The following is a 17,669-nucleotide window of genomic DNA, read 5'->3' on the forward strand; positions in this document are numbered from 1 at the left end:
AAGAAGATCTTTGACAATGTACTCATCCGATTTCACTACCGCGCTCGAAATGCGCGATTCAATTGCGAGGAAACAGATCTCGCCTGTCGAGTTATTGAAGGACGTCTACGAGCGCATCGACGCGCTTGAGCCGAAGTTAAACTGCTTCACAACGTTGACTCCGGAACTTGCCTTCGAAAGCGCTCGACGCGCTGAGCAGGCCGTCATGAGAGGCGAGTCACTCGGGCCACTGCACGGGCTTCCCGTCTCGGTCAAAGATCTCATCGCTGTCGGCGGCGTTCGCCAAACCTTTGGTTCAAGGGTAATGGCGGACAACCTCGCCGCCGGCGACGCCCCTTCAGTTGAGCGGATTAAAGCTGCTGGAGCCTGCATCGTCGGCAAGACAACAACCAGCGAGTTCGGGTGCAAAGCCGTTGGGGACTCGCCGCTCACGGGCGTTACCCGAAACCCATGGGATCTGTCCAAGACTCCCGGAGGCTCCAGTTGTGGCGCCGCAGCGAGCGTCGCGGCCGGCGTCACTCCGTTTGCCCTGGGCACGGACGGCGGCGGCTCAATTCGCGCCCCGGCCTCATTTTGCGGAGTTTTCGGAATTAAGCCTCAATTTGCGCGTGTACCCGTGTTTCCTGTGTCAGCAACACCTACACTAGGTCATGTCGGCCCCCTTGCAAGGAGCGTTCGGGACGCAGCATTATTGCTGTCGGTCATTGCCGGTGGAGACCGACGCGATCCGTTCTCGCAGCAAGGCCCCGTTCCAGATTTCCTGGGCGCGTGCGAACACGGCGTCGAAGGCATGCGCATCGCGTGGAGTCCAACTCTTGGATACGCAAGGGCGGACTCCGAGGTCGTGAAGATCGCCGAAACTGCACTCCGCACGTTCGAGGATATGGGTTGTGAAGTCGTCGTTCTAGAGAATGGAATTGGAGATGACCCGGCCGACATATGGACGGCTGAGTTCTATGCTGGAGTCGGTACCAGTTTGAGACACGTACTTCTTGAGTCCCGGGAACTACTGGACCGGGCGGTAGCCGGAGTACTAGACAATGCCCTCGAGCAAAGCCTGTTGCAGTATTACGGTGGTGTTTTCGAACGCTACCAATTCCGCGAGAGGGTGCGGACCATATTTGAACCTTTCGACCTTCTGCTGTCGCCTACTGTTCCAATACCGGCATGTGATATTGGCATCGAGATTCCCGGGCAAGCGCAGGGAAGAAACCTTTGCACCTGGCAGTACTATACCTACCCGTTCAACCTGACCGGTCAGCCCGCCGCGTCGATCCCAGTCGGCTTTACAACCAGCGGACTCCCCGTAGGCCTGCAAATGGTCGCCAAAACCGGCTGCGAGACTGACATTTTCCGCGCGGCCGCTGCGTTCGAGGTTGCTCGACCCTGGCTTCACAAAGCACCACCCTTAAACGGGGAACGGACTGGAAATATGCAAGAACAGGATCGTGTCCGTCACTTAGAGTAGATAGCGCTCGGATCGGCTTGTCGTGCAGCTCTTGGGCCCGAGGCGATCAAGATCGACGACGCCTGATGACATGAGTCCGATAACGAACTCCGCAACTTCTTTGGACCAAGACCTGATTGCCGATACGAGCGCCTGCTGGCCGTCGCCGATCCAGCACCTAAGCGCGACGAATGATCCGGCAGCATGCGAAAATCCGTGCACATAGTGTGCTGATAGATGTACATCTTTCTCTAATTCGTGTCGACTTCGCATGCAGGCTTATCTCGCAGTTGCGCTGGTGTTCATGATCAACATGGCGGGCACGACGCTGCCCACGGCGATCTACCATGATTACCAGACGGCCTTCGGCTTTAGTCCGGCGACCATCACGGTGATCTTCGCGTCTTATGCGGTCGGCGTGCTCGGCGCGTTGCTGACGATGGGAAACTGGTCCGATCAGCTCGGTCGCAAGCGCATGCTGATGATGGGTCTCGCGGCATCCGCTGTCTCCGCCTTGACGTTTCTTTTTGCCGACTGCCTCGCCATGCTCCTGCTCGGACGCCTCATCTCAGGCATCTCGGCGGGTATCTTTACCGGCACGGCGACTGTTGCAGTCATTGAATCCAGTCCGCCCCAATCGCGTGCGAAAGCGATGCTCGCTGCGACGTCATCGAACATGTTGGGACTCGGCCTCGGACCCGTGCTGAGCGGCGCGCTCGTCGAATTCGCGCCTTGGCCGATGCATCTTTCCTACGTCGTGCACATCGCCTTGTTGTTAATCGCCGTGCTGTTGCTGCGCAGCGCGCCGGAGACCGTGCGCGTTGCCGAGCATCCGAAGCTGCGGATGCAGCGCCTCGCGCTGCCGCGTGAGGTGCGTGCCGCGTTCGTGCCCGCGGCCTTGTCGGGTTTTGCGGGATTCGTCGTCGTCGGCTTCTTCACCGCTGTGTCGCCGCAAGTGATGCGCAATGTGCTCGGCTACGGCAGCAGCTTGCTGATCGGGCTCGCTGTGTTTCTGATCTTCCTCTGCTCGGCGATCGGGCAGGCGGTCGAGAAGCGCATCGCGAGGAAATGGCGCCCGCGTGTCGGTTGCGCGGCGCTCGTGGTCGGTTTGGTGTGTCTAGGCGTGTGCGCGTGGCTGCGCTCGACCACTGCGTTCGTGATCGGAACAATGCTGTGTGGAATCGGGCAAGGAATCAGCTTCCGGGCGTCATTGAGTGAGTTGTCGATTCGCAGCCCGGCCGAGCGCAAGGCCGAAGTGACATCGGCCTTTTTCGTGGTGCTCTACGTGGCGATATCCCTACCGGTGATCGGCATCGGCGTCGCGGTGCAGAGCCTCGGCATCGCGCGCGCGACGATCATGTTTGCCGTGATCACGATCGTCATCGTGCTGATATCGCTCGTGCTGCTGCGGCGGGTGGAGAAGGCGCAGTGATGCGGAATCCCTGTCGAGGAAATAACCTACCCCTAGCGAAGCTAGCTTAGCTTCCCTGATAAATATCGCACGACAGTCCGATCACGCACGGTTGACCTCCCCGGGTTTTGCCATAACCATTCCGTCCGCCGGGCTGGGCGCCGTAGTCCCAGATATTGTCGCGGTCCTTCGGTCTCGCCGACTGGGTTGCATTCGTCGGCTGCTGCCCGGATGACTGGTCAACAGTGCCCGACGGCTGCATTCCTTGAGCGTCGGCAGCACCAGCCGCCGCGAGCAGAAATATCGCAACGACTGCGGACGGTTGCACTCTCATTTCATCACCTCTTCGTAGTCAACGGGTCGCGTCAGCGACACCGGTTTAGCTGGGGAACAAGTCCCCACGAGAGAACGGACGACTGAACCGTCGCTTCAAGTGAGCCGCGCCGAGAAAGCCTGATCGACGCGAAAAGAGATTGGCCCTTGAGCGCAGCCAAGATCTACTTCATACCCCGCGTCTATCGCCAGCAACTATTTCGAACTCGAGCTTCCCGAGGGAACAAGCGCTCGCTATGACGCCATTTCCGCTTGCTCTTGAAGTCGGGCGAGCCTGTCGCGTGTCGAGGCACATCCGCTGTCAGGATTTTCCAGACCCCGAAAGAATGGCACCGCATACGGTAAGCCGGACCAAGAATTTCGTTCCCGCTCAAGAGGGACATCCGCTGCTTTTCCGACTTGGTTCACGCTTTAACCCCACCCAAAAAAACGTAGCATCACTTAGCTTGAGCTGCCGCGCTTTGCTGTGAGGCGCGTCGAGGCGCTTGAGGCGTCTCTTGCGAATGCGCCCCCCGCCATGACAAACGGCCCGGCAGAGGACGCGGCCATCGGTCGTAACTTTATGTTTGCGCCTTAATCTACGTTGAATCTCCATCGGCATGTAGTGATCGCCTCTGCAAGTATGTTATAGCGCAGGAAATGACACAGGGTTAGCGAATAATTGATTCAGCTCTCCGGATAATGTGGAGAAGGCCTTTGGCGGCTAGATCAAGTTGGCCGCAGCTAGTTGCGCTACGCTCCAACTTCGCTATCTGATCATCGTTCTAAGCGTGTCACAGCCAGGAAATTTGACCGATCGCCTTGCAGCGTCCCGACTACCAACGAAGGGGGTTTGTAGCCCCGTTGCACCAAAGAGCGCGTCGCTCTGCTGGTCTTTCAGCGCGAAACAATCCAGATGACTCACTCGTTGGTTCTCAGCACTGCTATTGAACCGGTCACCAACGTCTCTACGCCAGCCGCGCCGTGTGCCCGCACACATCCGTCGACAGTACAGTGTGCCCGCTGTCATTTCTTCCCGGTGCGTGCGCAGTTATGTCGAAATACCGATCCAGTAATTGCGCGACGAAGCAAAATTTCGACATGTTTTGGCAGGAACTGGAAAGAAACGCCGCCCCCCTCCAGCCTACACTTAGACCTGGGGTTGAAATGATTTCGCAATGCCTGCGGGACGGTCATGGCGCGTCGATGCTTGGCTTCGACCGTTTCAGGAACGGGGCCACCGCAGGAACGGCGTTGAGTCGATGCATCGTATTCGCAAGGGGCAACTTCGCATGACCGCTTGTACCTCAAAGATGCCACCAATCCCTACCGGCTGGAATGCGGCGCTGACTGTTCAATACGGTATCCTTATCTATTTCGCTTATTGCCGAAATCATCTATTTGCATCACAACCTTCTCCAGTACGCGGCGCTACTGCCCGCACGGGAAAGTGCTGGTGCTCGCTTTTGATCGCAAACACGCGCTGGCGTTGGTCAAACACGACGCCGACAACATAGTGCAGGGAAACCTTGGAGTCCGCCCTGCTGCTAGCCGTCGGGCTGTGCGTTCCAGGTGGCTTTGAAAGCGCTAATTAGATACTTGCTCACAGGCGTTTTTTCGGCCCCTCAAGAATCTATATTTTGAAATATGTAGGCCAGAGCATGTTTACTCCGAGTTCCATTCCCTATCAGCAACAATCAGGCTTTCAGCGCACCTACCGCCAAGGCCGCCTGAGCCTGGGTCTTTTCTTTCCGCTCGAAGCCTTCACGGGCGATACGCCGAGTATGCTCGACCAGGTGAGCCTGGCCCAACGTGCCGAAAAGCTGGGTTTCTCTGCCCTCTGGTTTCGCGACGTGCCATTACGCGACCCCAGCTTCGGTGATTCGGGCCAGGTCTTCGATACCTGGGTCTACCTGGGTTTTATGGCGGCACACACTCGCTCGATCGCGCTGGGTACTGCGTCGGTCATCCTGCCAATCCGCAATCCCCTACACACCGCCAAAGCGGCGACCAGTGTCGATCAGCTCAGTGGTGGCCGCCTGCTACTCGGCGTGGCTTCCGGTGACCGTCCAGTAGAGTTCCCAGCATTCGGTGTCGACCCGGAGCAACGCGGTAGCCTGTTCCGCGAATACCTCGAGGTATTTCGCGCGGTTCAGCTCACCAGTTTCGTGCCTTTGACCTGGTCCGGCGGCAGGCTTGAGGGTGCAGATCTGATTCCCAAGCCAACCACGGCGGAGATTCCTTTCTTCGTCACCGGCCATAGCCGCCAGACGTTGGAGTGGATCGCCCGCAGCAGCCATGGCTGGATCACCTATCCGCGTGTACCGAACGCTCAGCAGATGATTGTCGAGCGCTGGCGCACGGCGGTTCGTGCCGAATGCGGTGAACAGTTCAAACCCTTCACCCAGTCTCTATACATCGACCTGACAGATAACCCGCAGACACCACCGCGGCCGATCCACCTCGGCTATCAACTGGGGCGATATCACCTGATCGCGCTGCTGCACAGCTTGCAGGAGGAGGTCGGCGTTAACCATGTGATCGTCAATCTGAAATTAGGTCAACGCCCCGCAGGGGAGGTCATCGAGGAGCTTGGTGAGTTCGTTCTGCCTGACTTCGTCATGTCAACGTGAGCCGGCATCGTGCTGGAAAGCGACGACGGGCGCTTTCTATCCGGTCACGTCCACGCGCGGCGCATCGGCACTGCACGCTCAAGGTGGCCAAAACCTAACCAAGGGAGGCCGGGGTGCGAGCCTCGATACTCTCGCGCGGCGCGACTCCCGGCTGCGCATGGGGTCCTGGAAAGGGGCGGTATGCAGGGTGAAGCGGGCACCGCCGAGTAGCAGATGCCGAAGTCGCGATTGGCTGAATATTCTCGTCACGAATCTCTGGAGAGCGGACGAACATGAAAACGGTAGTCGTAGCCGGCGCGGTCGGCGTTATCGGACGCGGAGTACTTGTGCACTATGAAACCAAGGGCGTCGATCTGGTAGCCGTTTCCCGACGCGCACCTGATTTCCCGACGCGTGCCAGGCATTTGGCGGTCGACTTGCTGGACAGAGAGTCGTGCGAGGCGCTACTTGCACAAGTACCCGAAGCGACGCATCTCGTGTTCGCAGCCTACCAGGAGAAGCCGACGCCTGCGGAACTGGTCGAGGTGAATCTGCGGATGTTGAAGAACATGGTTGAGGTCATGGAGAAGCACGCTCCGAACCTGCAGCACGTCACCCTTATGCAGGGAGGCAAGGCATACGGCGTGCATATTGGCCCGTTTCCGTCGCCCGCGAAGGAGAGCGACCCGCGCCATATGCCACCGAACTTCTATTACGACCAGGAGGATTTTCTTCGGGAACGTTCAGTCGGCAAATCATGGTCCTGGACTGCATTTCGTCCCGAGGGTGTTGCAGGAATCGCCGTGGGCAATCCCATGAATCTGCTGATGGTGATTGCTGTCTATGGAACGTTAGCGAAGGCCCTGGGCGTTCCAATGTCTTTTCCCGGCTCGCGTGCCGCTTACGACGCGCTCTATCAGATTACGGATACTCGAATTCTCGCGAGCGCCGTCGATTGGGCAGGCGAGACCGATGCATGCCGAGGCGAGATTTACAACATCACGAATGGTGATTACTTCAGATGGTCTCGCGTCTGGCCGCGTCTGGCGGAGTTTTTCGAGGTGTCGGTCGGTGAGCCGTTCCCGATGCTGTTACAGCAGATGATGCCCGACAAGGCAGAACTTTGGAACAGGCTGGTCGAGAAGCACAACCTTCGAGACTACCAGTACGACCAAATCGTGTCGTGGAAATTTGGCGACATGATTTTCAAAACGACCTTTGACAACATCTCTAGCACGATAAAGGCGCGCAAACATGGCTTTCATGATTGCATCGATTCAGAGGAAATGTATATCGAGATGCTGACCGATCTCAGGGAGCAACGTTATATTCCCTGAAGGTTCTGCCGTGCGAAGGCCGTCATAGAAAAATCCGACGACCGAAACTGGCGACGCATCCGCGTCTGGCGGGCACTCGATGGCGAGGAGCGCGAGCTTGTGTTCCGACAGGGCATTCTGCCTTACCGTACCGGTCAACTCTTCCATACGCGCAGGGAACAGCAGGCGGCGTCATTGACAATAGAACGTCCTCGGCCCAACTGGGAAACGCCTGCACCTCGCGGCCACACGTCCTCGTGTCTGGCGGCCTCGTGGACCGACGCATGATTCCCCGACGGAACCGCTTCCCGCAACGCCTCATCTCGCCCGGGTAGCGCGTTTTCAGCCGCGCGAACTGTCCGCGCATGGTTTGCGTGTCCGGCCGGTTTGTCACCACGGCTGGAGAATCATCGTGACCCCGTGCTGGCGCAGCAACGTTGGGAGTCCGGTTGGACCGACCATCTGCAAAGCACCTACGATTATGAGTCCAGGAACTGCTTGACGGACGTCCTATGTGCCGCACGACGTGGCGGGCTTTCAGTAAGCGGCTTCTCCCTCTTCGCGCTCTTTTCGCTCGCGGAACGGCGGCGTGCGCCACTGCTTCGCGAGCGGGTTCGACGCATACTTACCAGTGGTAATTCATGCCCGCAAAAACCTGGCGTCCATAACCGAACGCGCACCAGCTTCCGTAGTAGCACGACGCGACATATTCCTTGTTGAACAGGTTCTGCGCGTTCACGTAGATTTCGGCACCCTTCAATTGCGAAGCAGCACGGCCCAGATCGTAGCGCGCCGTGGCGTCGACGAGGAAGAAGCTCTGCACCTTGAAACTGTTGTCGCTGCTGTAGGTCGTGCCCGTGTAGCGGCCGCCCGCACCCAGCGACAGACCGGCAAGCGGACCCCGGTCGATCGTGTAGTACGCCCACAACGAGGCCTGATTCTGCGGGATGGCAGCCAGATGCTTGCCTTCGAGCCCGCTGTTGTCCTTCGTGTAGACGGTGTTCAGGTATGTGTAGCTCGCCGTGACGTCCAACGAGTTGGTCAGGCTGACCTTCCCTTCGAGTTCGACGCCGCGCGAGCGCGCCTCGCCCGCTTGCGACTGGAAGTTCGGGTTCGCCGCGTCCGTCGTCAGCAGATTCGAGCGCGTCAGGCTGAATAGCGCTGCCGTGAACATCGCGTTGTAGCCCTTCGGCTGGAACTTCACGCCGACTTCATACTGATGGCCGCGCTCGGGATCGAACGCCTTGCCGTTGATGTCGGTGCCCGCCTGCGGCGTGAACGACTGCGTGTAGCTGACATACGGCGCGATGCCGTTGTTGAACACATACGTCAGGCCGGCGCGGCCCGTGAACGCGCGATCGAACTGGTGTGACGCGGTATCGTAGGTCGTGTTGCGCGTGTCGCTGCTGGCCCAGTCCTCGCGTCCGCCCAGCGTGAGGATGACGTTGCCCAGACGCGCCTGATCCTGTGCGTACACGCCGTACTGCGTGCCGCTCAGGATCTGATGGTAGCGGTCGGGCGGCGTGATCGTCTGGTAATACGTGGGCGCGAACAGGTCGATCGACGGCGCCGTGCCGAAGCCGGCGTCGAAGTTGCTCGCGTAGTGCTGGTAATCGAAACCGACCAGCAGCGTATGGTCGATCGGCCCCGTGGAGAAATTGCCTTCCACCTGGTTGTCGATCGCGAAGGTGTTCAGATTATCCAGCGATGCCGCCGTCCCGCGGTCGAGCGTGCGCAGATCGTCTTCGAGCGCGGAGCCATATACGCTCTTGTAGTCCTGCGCGAGATGCAGGAAGCGGGCGTTCGAGCGGAACGACCACTTGTCCGTCAGACGCCGGTCGAACTTGTAGCCGATCGACTCCTGCACGCGATTGAAACTCTCGAAGTTCGGGTCGCCGTCGTAGAAGTTGCCCGGCAGCTTGCCGTTCGGGTTGAACAGCACCGTGCCTTGCGGCGGCACGCTGCCGTACGACGTGCTGCGCGGATCGTGCTGATAGAGGCCGAACAGTGTCAACGACGTCGCGTTGTCCGGGCGCCACGTGAACGTCGGCGCAAACGCGATGCGCTCGTTCTTCGTCATGTTGACCTGGCCGTCTTCCTTGCGCGCGATCCCCGTCACGCGAAACAGATAGCGGTCGTCGCCGGCAATCGGGCCGGAGAGATCGAATTTACCCTGCACATGGCCATAGTTGCCGAATTCGACGCCGACTTCGTGCAGCGGCTGCACGGTCGGCATCTTGCTCTCCATATCCAGCAGGCCGCCCGCCGCCGCCTGGCCGTACAGCACCGAGACCGGCCCCTTCACGACTTCGACGCGCTCCATCATGTACGGGTCGAGCTGCGGCACGGCGTACCAGTTGTTGCCGATCAGCTTCAGGCCGTTCCAGTACGTGTCGGCGTCGAAGCCGCGGACTTTCAGCATGTCGTAGCGCGTCGCGATGCCGCCGCGCGTCTCCGGCGTCACGCCCGAGGTGTAACGCACGACGGCGTTCAGCGTCTGCGCATTCTGCTGGTCGATCTGATCGCGGGTGATCACCGACACGGACTGCGGCGTCTCCAGAATCGGCGTGCCGGACTTCGTCGCGCTCGAGTTCCATTCCGCGACGTAGCCGTGCGTCGGCCCATACGGCTGGTCCTGGTCGCTCTGTGCACTCACGCTGACGGCCGGGAGCGTGGCTTCTGCCTGGCTGTCCGCCGTTTTGGACACAGGCGGCGTGTCCGTGGACTGCGCCCCTGCGTGATGGGTCGCGAACGCAAGCAGAACGGCGATCGTAAGGGGCCGCAGTGCAGTCGAATTGATCTTTCCCGTTTTCATTTTCCTCTTGCCAGCCTCATAAATGCGAATGATTATTATTCGCGATGCATTTTGGCCTGCCGTTTCGCATTTGTAAAGTTGTGTTGGAAAATTGTTGGGTATGCGCGTCGGCTAAAAAATCCGATTTCCCTGCGGACATTGCTCGATGCGAACTGACGGAAAGGTCCACAGCGCCCCCATCGGGCGATGGTTGCGGTCGCACCTTTTTGCCACAGGCGGCGACATGTCAGCCGATCATTGGGATGGCGCCGCCGGCCGCGTCGAAACAGCGGCCGGCCGCTGACGGGGGCGCTGCAGCGAGCGCCGCGCGAAGGTTGCCGGTAGCAGAATGGGTGGTGGTGAGCGCGCCGCGTCGGGTGTCGGCCTGGCGCGTTTGATCTCGCTAGGTCGCGGGGGCCTGGATCATTTTCCAGCCGTTGCCGGCGGGGTCGCGGAAACCGGCATCGACGCTGCCGAAGCGCTCCACCGGCTCCTGGATGAACTCGACGCCCCGTGCCTTCAGTTGCGCATAACTCGCGCGGCAGTCAGCCACCGCAAGCACAAGGGGCGGCATGGCGCCCTTCGCAATCATGGCGCGCAGCGTTTGAGCCGTGGCCTCGTCATGCACGGGCGGGCCGGGCGTAAACAGGCCGAGCTGGAACGAAGGCTGTTCCGGATGCTGCACTGTGAGCCACCGATACGCGCCGTTGCGCACGTCCGTATGGATGCGAAATCCGAGCTTGTCGACATAGAACGCGAGCGCTTCGTCCTGATCGTCGACATACAGGCCCACTACGTTGATTCCCTGGTTCATTTCGACATCTCCTCGATAGGTGGTCGAAATGTACCTTTCGCCTTGCGTCGGCGCTTCTCCAAAACTGCTGTAGTGAGGTCCGGCCGCTGCGCGGCCTTCAGAATGCACGCCGGCACATGGGCAAGCTGGCGCCCGTTGGCACGCGCCTCGACGCGCATCGCGCCGGGGCTTCGGCCCGTCACGTCGCGAAACGTGCGGCCAAACGTGCCGAGGCTCTCCCAGCCGGTGGCGAAGGCAATTTCCGTGATGGTGAGCCCGGTGTCGCGAAGCAGTGTCGTCGCTTGCTCGATGCGCCGGGTCAGCAGGTATCGATGCGGCGGAACGCCGAAGGCTCGTTTGAAGCAGCGCGCGAAATGGGCCGTGGAAACACCGCCGATCCCGGCAAGGCGCTCGACGAGCCAGGCCTCGTGCGAGGCTGCATCCATGCGGTCTTTGGCGCGCAGCAGGCGGCGCAGCAGAGCTGGGTCTCGCAACGGGTCATCGACCGCTTCGGCCGGCGGGTGCGCGTCGTGGTCGTGGTCGTTGCGAGCGGGCATGGTGGCGGGAACGGGCGGCGAGAGGCTAGTTTAGGCCGAACGCCAGCACCCGCAAAGCGGCGCCTGCTTCGCGCCATGCCGCTGCCGTTCGCGTCGGCGCGCCTGTCATCGCTTCGAATCGACGACTATCCGATCCAGGGCAGCACGTCGCTGTTACTTTGGAAAGAGAGGTCGGCATGTTTAAGAGTCGAGTGACAGGAACGGGACAACAGGCATCGCTGCCCGCCACGCATACCGGCACGAAAGACGATAAAGCGGCACTCGACAATCAAACGCGACGGTCCGCTGCGCCGTCGCAATTCAGTCCGTTGCTCGCACGAAGAGGCAGCAGCAGTTCGATCTCGTCCGAGGGTTCGTCGTCGGGCGATACCGAAGCGTCCGGCGACGAGTCGGACGTGGGCAGTCCCGCATCGTTTCGCCACGCGAGTTTCTCGACATCGGATTCGCGCGCGAGCTCGCCGACAGGCCGATATTTCGAGAGCCACACGTCGTTGAGCGACTTCGTCAGCGAAGACTTCGAGAAGAGGCATCTCGCCGCGAGCGACGAAGAAGCGAAGACCAACGCCAGGCAGCGGCTCACCGGCAACTCCCGTCTGACAAACAGCACCGTGGTGGTGCTTTCCAGCGAGGACAGAAACACACTGCGCGACGAATTGAAGTTTCGAAACGAAACCGGCCACTTCAAAACGTGGCCGTCAGGCAAGATCGACGGCGTGGATCATCGGCTCGTCGCCACCGACCACAATCCGCCCAGCAAGCCCGGCAAGCCGGTCAAGGAAGGGCCAGTCGAGAACCTGACGTACCGGACCAATCATCCTTATCGGTTCTACAACATGAAGAAAGGCGATAGCGAACCTGTGGAAGACAGCGGCCATCTGCTCTACAACGTCACAGAAAATGGACATACGCGTGTCGCTTCGCATCTGACGGGAATCGATCCCGTCAACCTCGATGAAAACGGAAAGGCGACTCCAAAACCCGGTTATGAGCAGTACACGACTACGCTCAAGCGAATGGATGACAAGAAACAGGCGGACGGTTGAACGACAGCGCGCCGCCCATCACAGCACCGGCAGCATCAGGCGGATGTGCTCCGCAAACGCTGCCGTCAACAGCGACGGACGCGCCCTCGCGAACTTCAGCGAAACACCGATAGCAGGCAACGCCGGAAGCCCGGCATCGGCATTGAGCACGCTCAGATCGGCGGGCACCGCCGTCTGCGTCATGACGGCGAACGCCTGCCCCGAGCGAACCAGCGCGGTGAGACCCGCCAGACTGCTGCTCGCATACGCGATGCGGTAGGACCTGCCCGCGCGTTGCAGCGCTTCGCGGGCCGCGATGTGATCAAGCGTGTCCGGGTCGGAAAGCGCCAGCGGCAACGGTTCGAAATCCGCCGTGTCCAGCCCCGGATAACCAATCCAGACAAGTTGCTCGCGTCGAATGATGTCGTCGTGCGCGCCCCCTTCGGGCAACGAAATCATCGCGAGATCCACCGCGCGTTTCTCAAGCCGCTCCAGCAGCCGTGGCGTCGGCCCGCACACGACTTCGACCAACGCCTGCGGATGCTGGCTCGAAAACTGCCGCAACAAGGGCGGCAGGAACACGGCGGCGTAGTCGTCCGGACAACCGAAGCGGATCGTTCCCGACAGCCCCTTGCCGGATAGATCGGCCATCGCTTCATCGTGCAGCCGCAAGATACGTTGCGCGTGAATCAGCAGACGCTCGCCGGGATTCGTCAGCACCACGCCCCGGCCGGTACGCTGAAAGAGCGGCTGATCGACGATCTCTTCGAGCCGCTTCATCTGCTGGCTCAACGCCGACTGCGTTCGGCCGACCCGGCCGGCGGCGCGGCTGAACGCCCGTACCTCGGCGATCACGGCGAACGACCGCAACAAATCGATCTCCAGAGCAAGACTCAAGATATTAGATCCTCTTCTATCTCACATTAAAACTATTCGATTCTATAAAACCAGAGAGCCGCCTAGACTGCAAGCTATTCCCACCATCGGCGAGGAGAAGCACGGTGTCCAACAATAACGACGCAGCCTTCTGGCACAACGCCCGGCAACACCTGATCCGCTACGGCGGCACGTTCGAGCCGATGATCATCGAGCGCGCGCAGGGCAGCTTCGTCTATGACGCGGACGGCCGCGCGATCCTGGATTTCACGTCGGGACAGATGAGCGCGGTGTTGGGGCACAGCCATCCCGAGATCGTGTCGGTGATCAGCGAGTACGCCGGCAAACTGGACCACCTGTTCAGCGGCATGCTCTCGCGCCCGGTCGTCGATCTGGCCACCCGGCTGGCCGACATCACGCCCGACGGACTCGACCGCGCGCTGCTGCTCAGCACGGGCGCGGAATCGAACGAAGCGGCCATTCGGATGGCGAAGCTCGTCACCGGGAAATACGAAATTGTCGGCTTTGCGCAGTCGTGGCACGGCATGACGGGCGCCGCCGCGTCCGCCACCTATAGCGCGGGCCGCAAGGGCGTCGGTCCCGCTGCCGTCGGCTCGTTCGCCATCCCCGCGCCGTTTCTGTACCGGCCGCGTTTCGAGCGCGACGGCCATTACGATTACCTCGCCGAACTCGACTATGCGTTCGATCTCATCGATCGTCAGTCGAGCGGCAATCTCGCGGCCTTCATCGCCGAGCCGATCCTCAGTTCGGGCGGCATCATCGAGCTTCCCGAAGGCTACATGGCGGCGCTCAAGCGCAAATGCGAAGAGCGCGGCATGCTGCTGATTCTCGACGAGGCGCAAACGGGCGTGGGCCGCACGGGCACGATGTTCGCCTGCCAGCGCGACGGCGTGACACCCGACATCCTCACGCTGTCGAAGACGCTCGGCGCCGGTTTGCCGCTCGCGGCCATCGTGACGTCCGCGCAAATCGAAGAGCGCGCGCACGAACTCGGCTACCTGTTCTACACGACGCACGTCTCCGATCCGCTGCCTGCCGCAGTCGGTCTGCGCGTGCTCGACGTGGTTCAGCGCGAAGGGCTGGTGGCGCGGGCCAATGTGATGGGGGACCGGCTCAGGCGTGGGCTGCTGGATCTGATGGAGCGCTTCGAATGCATCGGCGACGTGCGCGGGCGCGGCTTGCTGCTGGGCATGGAGATCGTCAAGGACCGCCGCACCAAGGAACCTGCCGACGGACTCGGCGCGAAGATCACGCGCGAGTGCATGAATCTGGGGCTCAGCATGAACATCGTGCAGTTGCCCGGCATGGGCGGCGTGTTCCGGATCGCGCCGCCGTTGACAGTGCGCGAGGAAGAAATCGATCTGGGTCTGGAGTTGCTCGGGGAAGCTATCCGGCGCTCGGTGTAGTCCGTCAGCGCGGGCAACGCGCGTCATACCACGCCGCCCACCCGAAACACCGCGACCTGCCGGGTCAGGTCGCGCGACTGTTCGTCGAGCAGTTGAGCGGCCGCGCTGGCCTGCTCGACGAGCGCCGCGTTCTGCTGCGTGATCGAATCCACCATGCCGAGCGCGGCATCCACCTGTTCAATCCCGGTGCGTTGTTCTTCGGCGTCGGCGGCGCTGCCGCTCATCATCTCCCTGATACGGCAAATCTGGATCACGTCATCGAAAATGCCGAAGAATCGCGGCCTTCCCGTTCGAGCCATGCACAAAACGTGATGACCAGTTCATCCGCAGACTTCGCGTCCGGCACATACATGCAATAGCTGCGCGACGGCAAACGCGGATGATCGAACGGGATGACGAGCCGGCCCGCGGCGAGGTCGTCGGCGATCAGCGCGGTCGGCCCCATTGCAATGCCGATGCCATCGACGGCAGCCTGCAGCGCGAGATAGAAGTGATCGAACGTGAGGTTGGCGGCGGGGACGAGTGCGGGCATCTCGACCTTCGTCAGCCAGTTCGGCCAGAGGCGCGGCAGACTCGACGTGTGCAGGAGCGTGTGCTGACGCAGATCGTCGAACGTCCGAAGGGGGATGCGTTCGAGCAGCGCCGGACTGCAGACGGGAATCCTTTCCTCGGAAAGGAACGGCCGCATCGTGTAGCCGTAAAACGTATCCGGCCCGCCACGGATGATCACGTCGTAAGTCCCTTTCAGGTTTTCCAGCGGTTCGTTCGACGTTTCCAGCGTCACGTCGATTTCCGGATGCGCGTCACGAAAGCGCGCGAGCCGCGGCACCAGCCAACGCAGCGTGAAGCTCGCCACGCCATTGACGGTCAGCGTGCGCGGCACCCGTCCCGCTACGCCATATCTCGCGGTGGCCTGCGCGAGCTGCTCGAACATCGGGCCAATCTCATCGAGGTAGGCCTTCGCGGCCGGTGTAAGCTCGACGCGCCGGTTGTGCCGCTCGAACAGCGGCGCGCCGAGCCACGCTTCGAGCAGACGCACCTGCTGGCTCACCGCGCCATGCGTGACGTGCAATTCCGCGGCGGCGTCCTTGAAGCTGCCCAACCGGCCGGCAGCCTCGAAAGCGCGCAACGCATTGAGCGGAGGCAAGGCTCGTTTCATTCGGGTTAGTTTATTTAGCGCGAATGGCCAATTTATCCCGTTTGCCCGGTCGTCACAAGATAGATATCCTCGTGTCAGATCACGGGGAGCGAACCATGTCCGCAGGCGTCATGCTGCTCGTGCTGTTCGCCGCGTTGCTACTCTTTGGTCTAAAGGTTAGGATCGGCCCGGCACATCACCCGCGAAATCTTGCACACACAACTGCATCCGGACGTCCCATCTACGCAGGCGGAGCGCCATCATGCACATCGCAAGTCTGATATTGCCGATCTTCGCGATCATCCTGACGGGCTGGGTGGCCCGCATATCGGGCTATCTGCCACACACGGTCGCGGGGCCGCTGATGCAGTTCGCCTACTACGTCGCGATGCCGGCGCTCGTCTTCCTGACCGTCGCCAAAGAGCCGCTCGAATCGCTGCTGGAGTGGCGCTTCCTCGCCGCGTTCGGCGCGGGCTCGCTGATCTGCTTCGCCGCCGCGCTCGTCGTCGCGCGCACCGTGTTGCACGCGAGCCTCGGCAAAAGCGCCATGCTCGGCGCAATCGTTTCAATGACCAACACGGGCTTCGTCGCGCTGCCCATTCTCAGAGCGCTGCAAGGTCAGCACGGCGTGCTCGCCGCAGCCGTCGCGACGGTGTTTGTGGGCGCAATCATGTTTCCCGCCCTCGTCGTGCTGCTCGAAGTCGATCAGCAAACCGGTTCGCACAAGATGCGCGGCAGCGCGCTCGCCAAGCAGATCGGTACGAACCCGGTGATTCTCGCGACGATCCTCGGCTTGCTGTGGTCGGTCAGCGGGCTCACGCTGCCCGCGCCCGCCGTCACCTACCTCGGCATCCTCGGTGAAGCGTTGACGCCTTGCGCGCTGTTCGCCATCGGCCTCGACCTGTCGATCGACGAACTGCGCGGCCATCCGGGCCGCTACGCGTTGCTCGCGGCACTCAAGCTGATTGCGATGCCGCTCGTCGTGTATGGCCTGTGCGTAGCGGTCGGGCTGAACAGAACGACGACCCTCGCGGCAGTGATCTGCGCCGCCGTGCCGACGGCCAAGAGCGCCTACGTGCTTGCGGTCGAGTACGACGTCGAGAAGACATCGACAGGCGCCGCCATTTCGACGACGACGCTGTTTTCGATCGTGACGCTGCTGGCGTGGCTCTACGTGCTTTAGATAGACGCCGCTGCTATGCGGCCAGTGACTCGAGCGCGCGGGTGACCTGCCCGGCCGTTGCATAGCCCGAGGTGAGCCGGCCAATCTTCCCGTCCACCTCGACGAACAACGACGGAAAGCCTTGCACGCCCAGGCGGCGCGTCAGAGCGAACTCCTGCTGCGCGGCATCGATTGCCTCGTCCGAGCTGAACACTTCGAAGAACGCATCGGCCGTCACGGCGATGTCCTGCTCGGCGATCGCCTTCGCGCCGATTTCGGCGAGCACGTCGCCATCCGTCGTATCGAGTCCGTCGACGTAAAACGCGCGTTGAAACGCACGGAACACCTTCAGCAGATCGACGCCGGGCGCCACCATCCGCGCCGCCACGACAGCGCGGCAAACCGGCTCCGTATCGTAGACAAAGTCCTTGCGCGCCATCAGCGCTTCGCGGTTGAACTCCGCGCCGCTCATCTGCTCGACGCGCGCCCAATGCGTGAGCCTGAACTGTTTCGCCGCGTCGTCGAGCACCTGGGTCGATCCCGCCGCCATGCCGCCCACGACCACCTGCACGTCGAGATCCGGCATGCTTTGCGCAATCGCGCTCATTTCCTTGCCGAAGCCATAGCACCACGAGCACATCGGGTCGCCGACAAATATCAGTTTCATACGCTGTTCCATTCTCATCTGATCGGGCGCGGCCCGGCGGACCGCGCGTATCAGTCGGCGACGCATCGCCGACGCACGGGCCGACTATACGTTCGACGCGCGAAGACATGAACGGCGTACGACTCACATCACTCT

Annotated in this window: 14 protein-coding genes; 7 read left to right on the forward strand and 7 right to left on the reverse strand. The window is 61.3% G+C overall.

Going from position 1 to position 17,669, the window contains the following annotated elements; genetic code table 11:
• The first annotated feature begins 16 nt into the window (after positions 1 to 16).
• The 4 genes from C2L66_RS37495 to C2L66_RS37510 all read left to right on the forward strand — a co-directional run bounded on the left by C2L66_RS37495 (position 17) and on the right by C2L66_RS37510 (position 7,119).
• Positions 17 to 1,468, forward strand: coding sequence for an amidase (locus C2L66_RS37495; protein ID WP_060609134.1), 1,452 nt, complete (start codon positions 17 to 19; stop codon positions 1,466 to 1,468).
• A 250-nt stretch (positions 1,469 to 1,718) separates the two neighbouring features.
• Positions 1,719 to 2,879 (forward strand): MFS transporter, encoded by a 1,161-nt coding sequence (locus C2L66_RS37500; protein ID WP_060609137.1) that lies wholly within the window; start codon positions 1,719 to 1,721, stop codon positions 2,877 to 2,879.
• A 1,952-nt stretch (positions 2,880 to 4,831) separates the two neighbouring features.
• The gene (locus tag C2L66_RS37505) at positions 4,832 to 5,803 is read left to right on the forward strand and encodes an LLM class oxidoreductase (protein WP_060609140.1); all 972 of its coding nucleotides are present in this window, start codon (positions 4,832 to 4,834) and stop codon (positions 5,801 to 5,803) included.
• A gap of 272 nt (positions 5,804 to 6,075) precedes the next feature.
• Positions 6,076 to 7,119: an SDR family oxidoreductase gene (locus C2L66_RS37510; RefSeq protein ID WP_060609143.1), complete on the forward strand. Its 1,044-nt coding sequence runs from the start codon at positions 6,076 to 6,078 to the stop codon at positions 7,117 to 7,119.
• A 604-nt stretch (positions 7,120 to 7,723) separates the two neighbouring features.
• Here the strand turns inward: C2L66_RS37510 and C2L66_RS37515 are convergent.
• The 3 genes from C2L66_RS37515 to C2L66_RS37525 form a co-directional block, all read right to left on the reverse strand.
• The gene (locus tag C2L66_RS37515) at positions 7,724 to 9,913 is read right to left on the reverse strand and encodes a TonB-dependent siderophore receptor (RefSeq protein ID WP_060609146.1); all 2,190 of its coding nucleotides are present in this window, start codon (positions 9,911 to 9,913) and stop codon (positions 7,724 to 7,726) included.
• A 382-nt stretch (positions 9,914 to 10,295) separates the two neighbouring features.
• On the reverse strand, positions 10,296 to 10,706 hold the full coding sequence (locus C2L66_RS37520; RefSeq protein WP_054931184.1) for a VOC family protein: 411 nt from the start codon (positions 10,704 to 10,706) through the stop codon (positions 10,296 to 10,298).
• Entirely contained in the window at positions 10,703 to 11,242 is a 540-nt protein-coding gene (locus C2L66_RS37525) for a helix-turn-helix transcriptional regulator (protein WP_060609149.1), read from the reverse strand. Before C2L66_RS37525 ends, C2L66_RS37520 begins: the two co-directional genes overlap by 4 nt.
• A gap of 176 nt (positions 11,243 to 11,418) precedes the next feature.
• Here C2L66_RS37525 and C2L66_RS37530 point away from each other — a divergent pair, with 176 nt between their 5' ends.
• Positions 11,419 to 12,285 (forward strand): hypothetical protein, encoded by an 867-nt coding sequence (locus tag C2L66_RS37530; RefSeq protein ID WP_146174408.1) that lies wholly within the window; start codon positions 11,419 to 11,421, stop codon positions 12,283 to 12,285.
• A gap of 18 nt (positions 12,286 to 12,303) precedes the next feature.
• Here C2L66_RS37530 and C2L66_RS37535 read toward each other — a convergent pair whose 3' ends face one another.
• Positions 12,304 to 13,161, reverse strand: a complete 858-nt coding sequence (locus C2L66_RS37535) for a LysR substrate-binding domain-containing protein (protein ID WP_054931188.1) — start codon at positions 13,159 to 13,161, stop codon at positions 12,304 to 12,306.
• A gap of 104 nt (positions 13,162 to 13,265) precedes the next feature.
• Here C2L66_RS37535 and C2L66_RS37540 point away from each other — a divergent pair, with 104 nt between their 5' ends.
• Positions 13,266 to 14,567, forward strand: a complete 1,302-nt coding sequence (locus tag C2L66_RS37540) for an aspartate aminotransferase family protein (RefSeq protein WP_054931189.1) — start codon at positions 13,266 to 13,268, stop codon at positions 14,565 to 14,567.
• A gap of 23 nt (positions 14,568 to 14,590) precedes the next feature.
• Here the strand turns inward: C2L66_RS37540 and C2L66_RS37545 are convergent, their stop codons facing one another.
• On the reverse strand, positions 14,591 to 14,791 hold the full coding sequence (locus C2L66_RS37545; RefSeq protein ID WP_233445070.1) for a hypothetical protein: 201 nt from the start codon (positions 14,789 to 14,791) through the stop codon (positions 14,591 to 14,593).
• Between the two features lie 26 nt (positions 14,792 to 14,817).
• A complete protein-coding gene (gene gcvA / locus C2L66_RS37550; RefSeq protein ID WP_054931191.1) occupies positions 14,818 to 15,726 on the reverse strand; it encodes a transcriptional regulator GcvA in 909 nt (302 codons plus the stop codon).
• A gap of 241 nt (positions 15,727 to 15,967) precedes the next feature.
• On the opposite strand from gcvA, the gene C2L66_RS37555 reads away from it, so the two are divergent.
• Complete coding sequence (locus C2L66_RS37555; protein ID WP_060609154.1) at positions 15,968 to 16,888, forward strand: AEC family transporter; 921 nt, start codon at positions 15,968 to 15,970, stop codon at positions 16,886 to 16,888.
• Between the two features lie 13 nt (positions 16,889 to 16,901).
• Here the strand turns inward: C2L66_RS37555 and C2L66_RS37560 are convergent, their stop codons facing one another.
• The gene (locus tag C2L66_RS37560) at positions 16,902 to 17,534 is read right to left on the reverse strand and encodes a DsbA family protein (RefSeq protein ID WP_060610595.1); all 633 of its coding nucleotides are present in this window, start codon (positions 17,532 to 17,534) and stop codon (positions 16,902 to 16,904) included.
• Positions 17,535 to 17,669 lie beyond the last annotated feature (135 nt).

This window comes from Paraburkholderia caribensis (genome assembly GCF_002902945.1).
GTDB lineage: Bacteria > Pseudomonadota > Gammaproteobacteria > Burkholderiales > Burkholderiaceae > Paraburkholderia > Paraburkholderia caribensis.

Excerpts from the sequence above, each read along its gene's own strand:
- C2L66_RS37495 (WP_060609134.1), top strand. The coding sequence starts at position 17 with ATGTACTCATCCGATTTCACTACCGCGCTCGAAATGCGCGATTCAATT.
- C2L66_RS37500 (WP_060609137.1), top strand. The coding sequence starts at position 1,719 with ATGCAGGCTTATCTCGCAGTTGCGCTGGTGTTCATGATCAACATGGCG.
- C2L66_RS37505 (WP_060609140.1), top strand. The coding sequence starts at position 4,832 with ATGTTTACTCCGAGTTCCATTCCCTATCAGCAACAATCAGGCTTTCAG.
- C2L66_RS37510 (WP_060609143.1), top strand. The coding sequence starts at position 6,076 with ATGAAAACGGTAGTCGTAGCCGGCGCGGTCGGCGTTATCGGACGCGGA.
- C2L66_RS37515 (WP_060609146.1), bottom strand. The coding sequence starts at position 9,913 with ATGAAAACGGGAAAGATCAATTCGACTGCACTGCGGCCCCTTACGATC.
- C2L66_RS37520 (WP_054931184.1), bottom strand. The coding sequence starts at position 10,706 with ATGAACCAGGGAATCAACGTAGTGGGCCTGTATGTCGACGATCAGGAC.
- C2L66_RS37525 (WP_060609149.1), bottom strand. The coding sequence starts at position 11,242 with ATGCCCGCTCGCAACGACCACGACCACGACGCGCACCCGCCGGCCGAA.
- C2L66_RS37530 (WP_146174408.1), top strand. The coding sequence starts at position 11,419 with ATGTTTAAGAGTCGAGTGACAGGAACGGGACAACAGGCATCGCTGCCC.
- C2L66_RS37545 (WP_233445070.1), bottom strand. The coding sequence starts at position 14,791 with ATGAGCGGCAGCGCCGCCGACGCCGAAGAACAACGCACCGGGATTGAA.
- gcvA (WP_054931191.1), bottom strand. The coding sequence starts at position 15,726 with ATGAAACGAGCCTTGCCTCCGCTCAATGCGTTGCGCGCTTTCGAGGCT.
- C2L66_RS37555 (WP_060609154.1), top strand. The coding sequence starts at position 15,968 with ATGCACATCGCAAGTCTGATATTGCCGATCTTCGCGATCATCCTGACG.
- C2L66_RS37560 (WP_060610595.1), bottom strand. The coding sequence starts at position 17,534 with ATGAAACTGATATTTGTCGGCGACCCGATGTGCTCGTGGTGCTATGGC.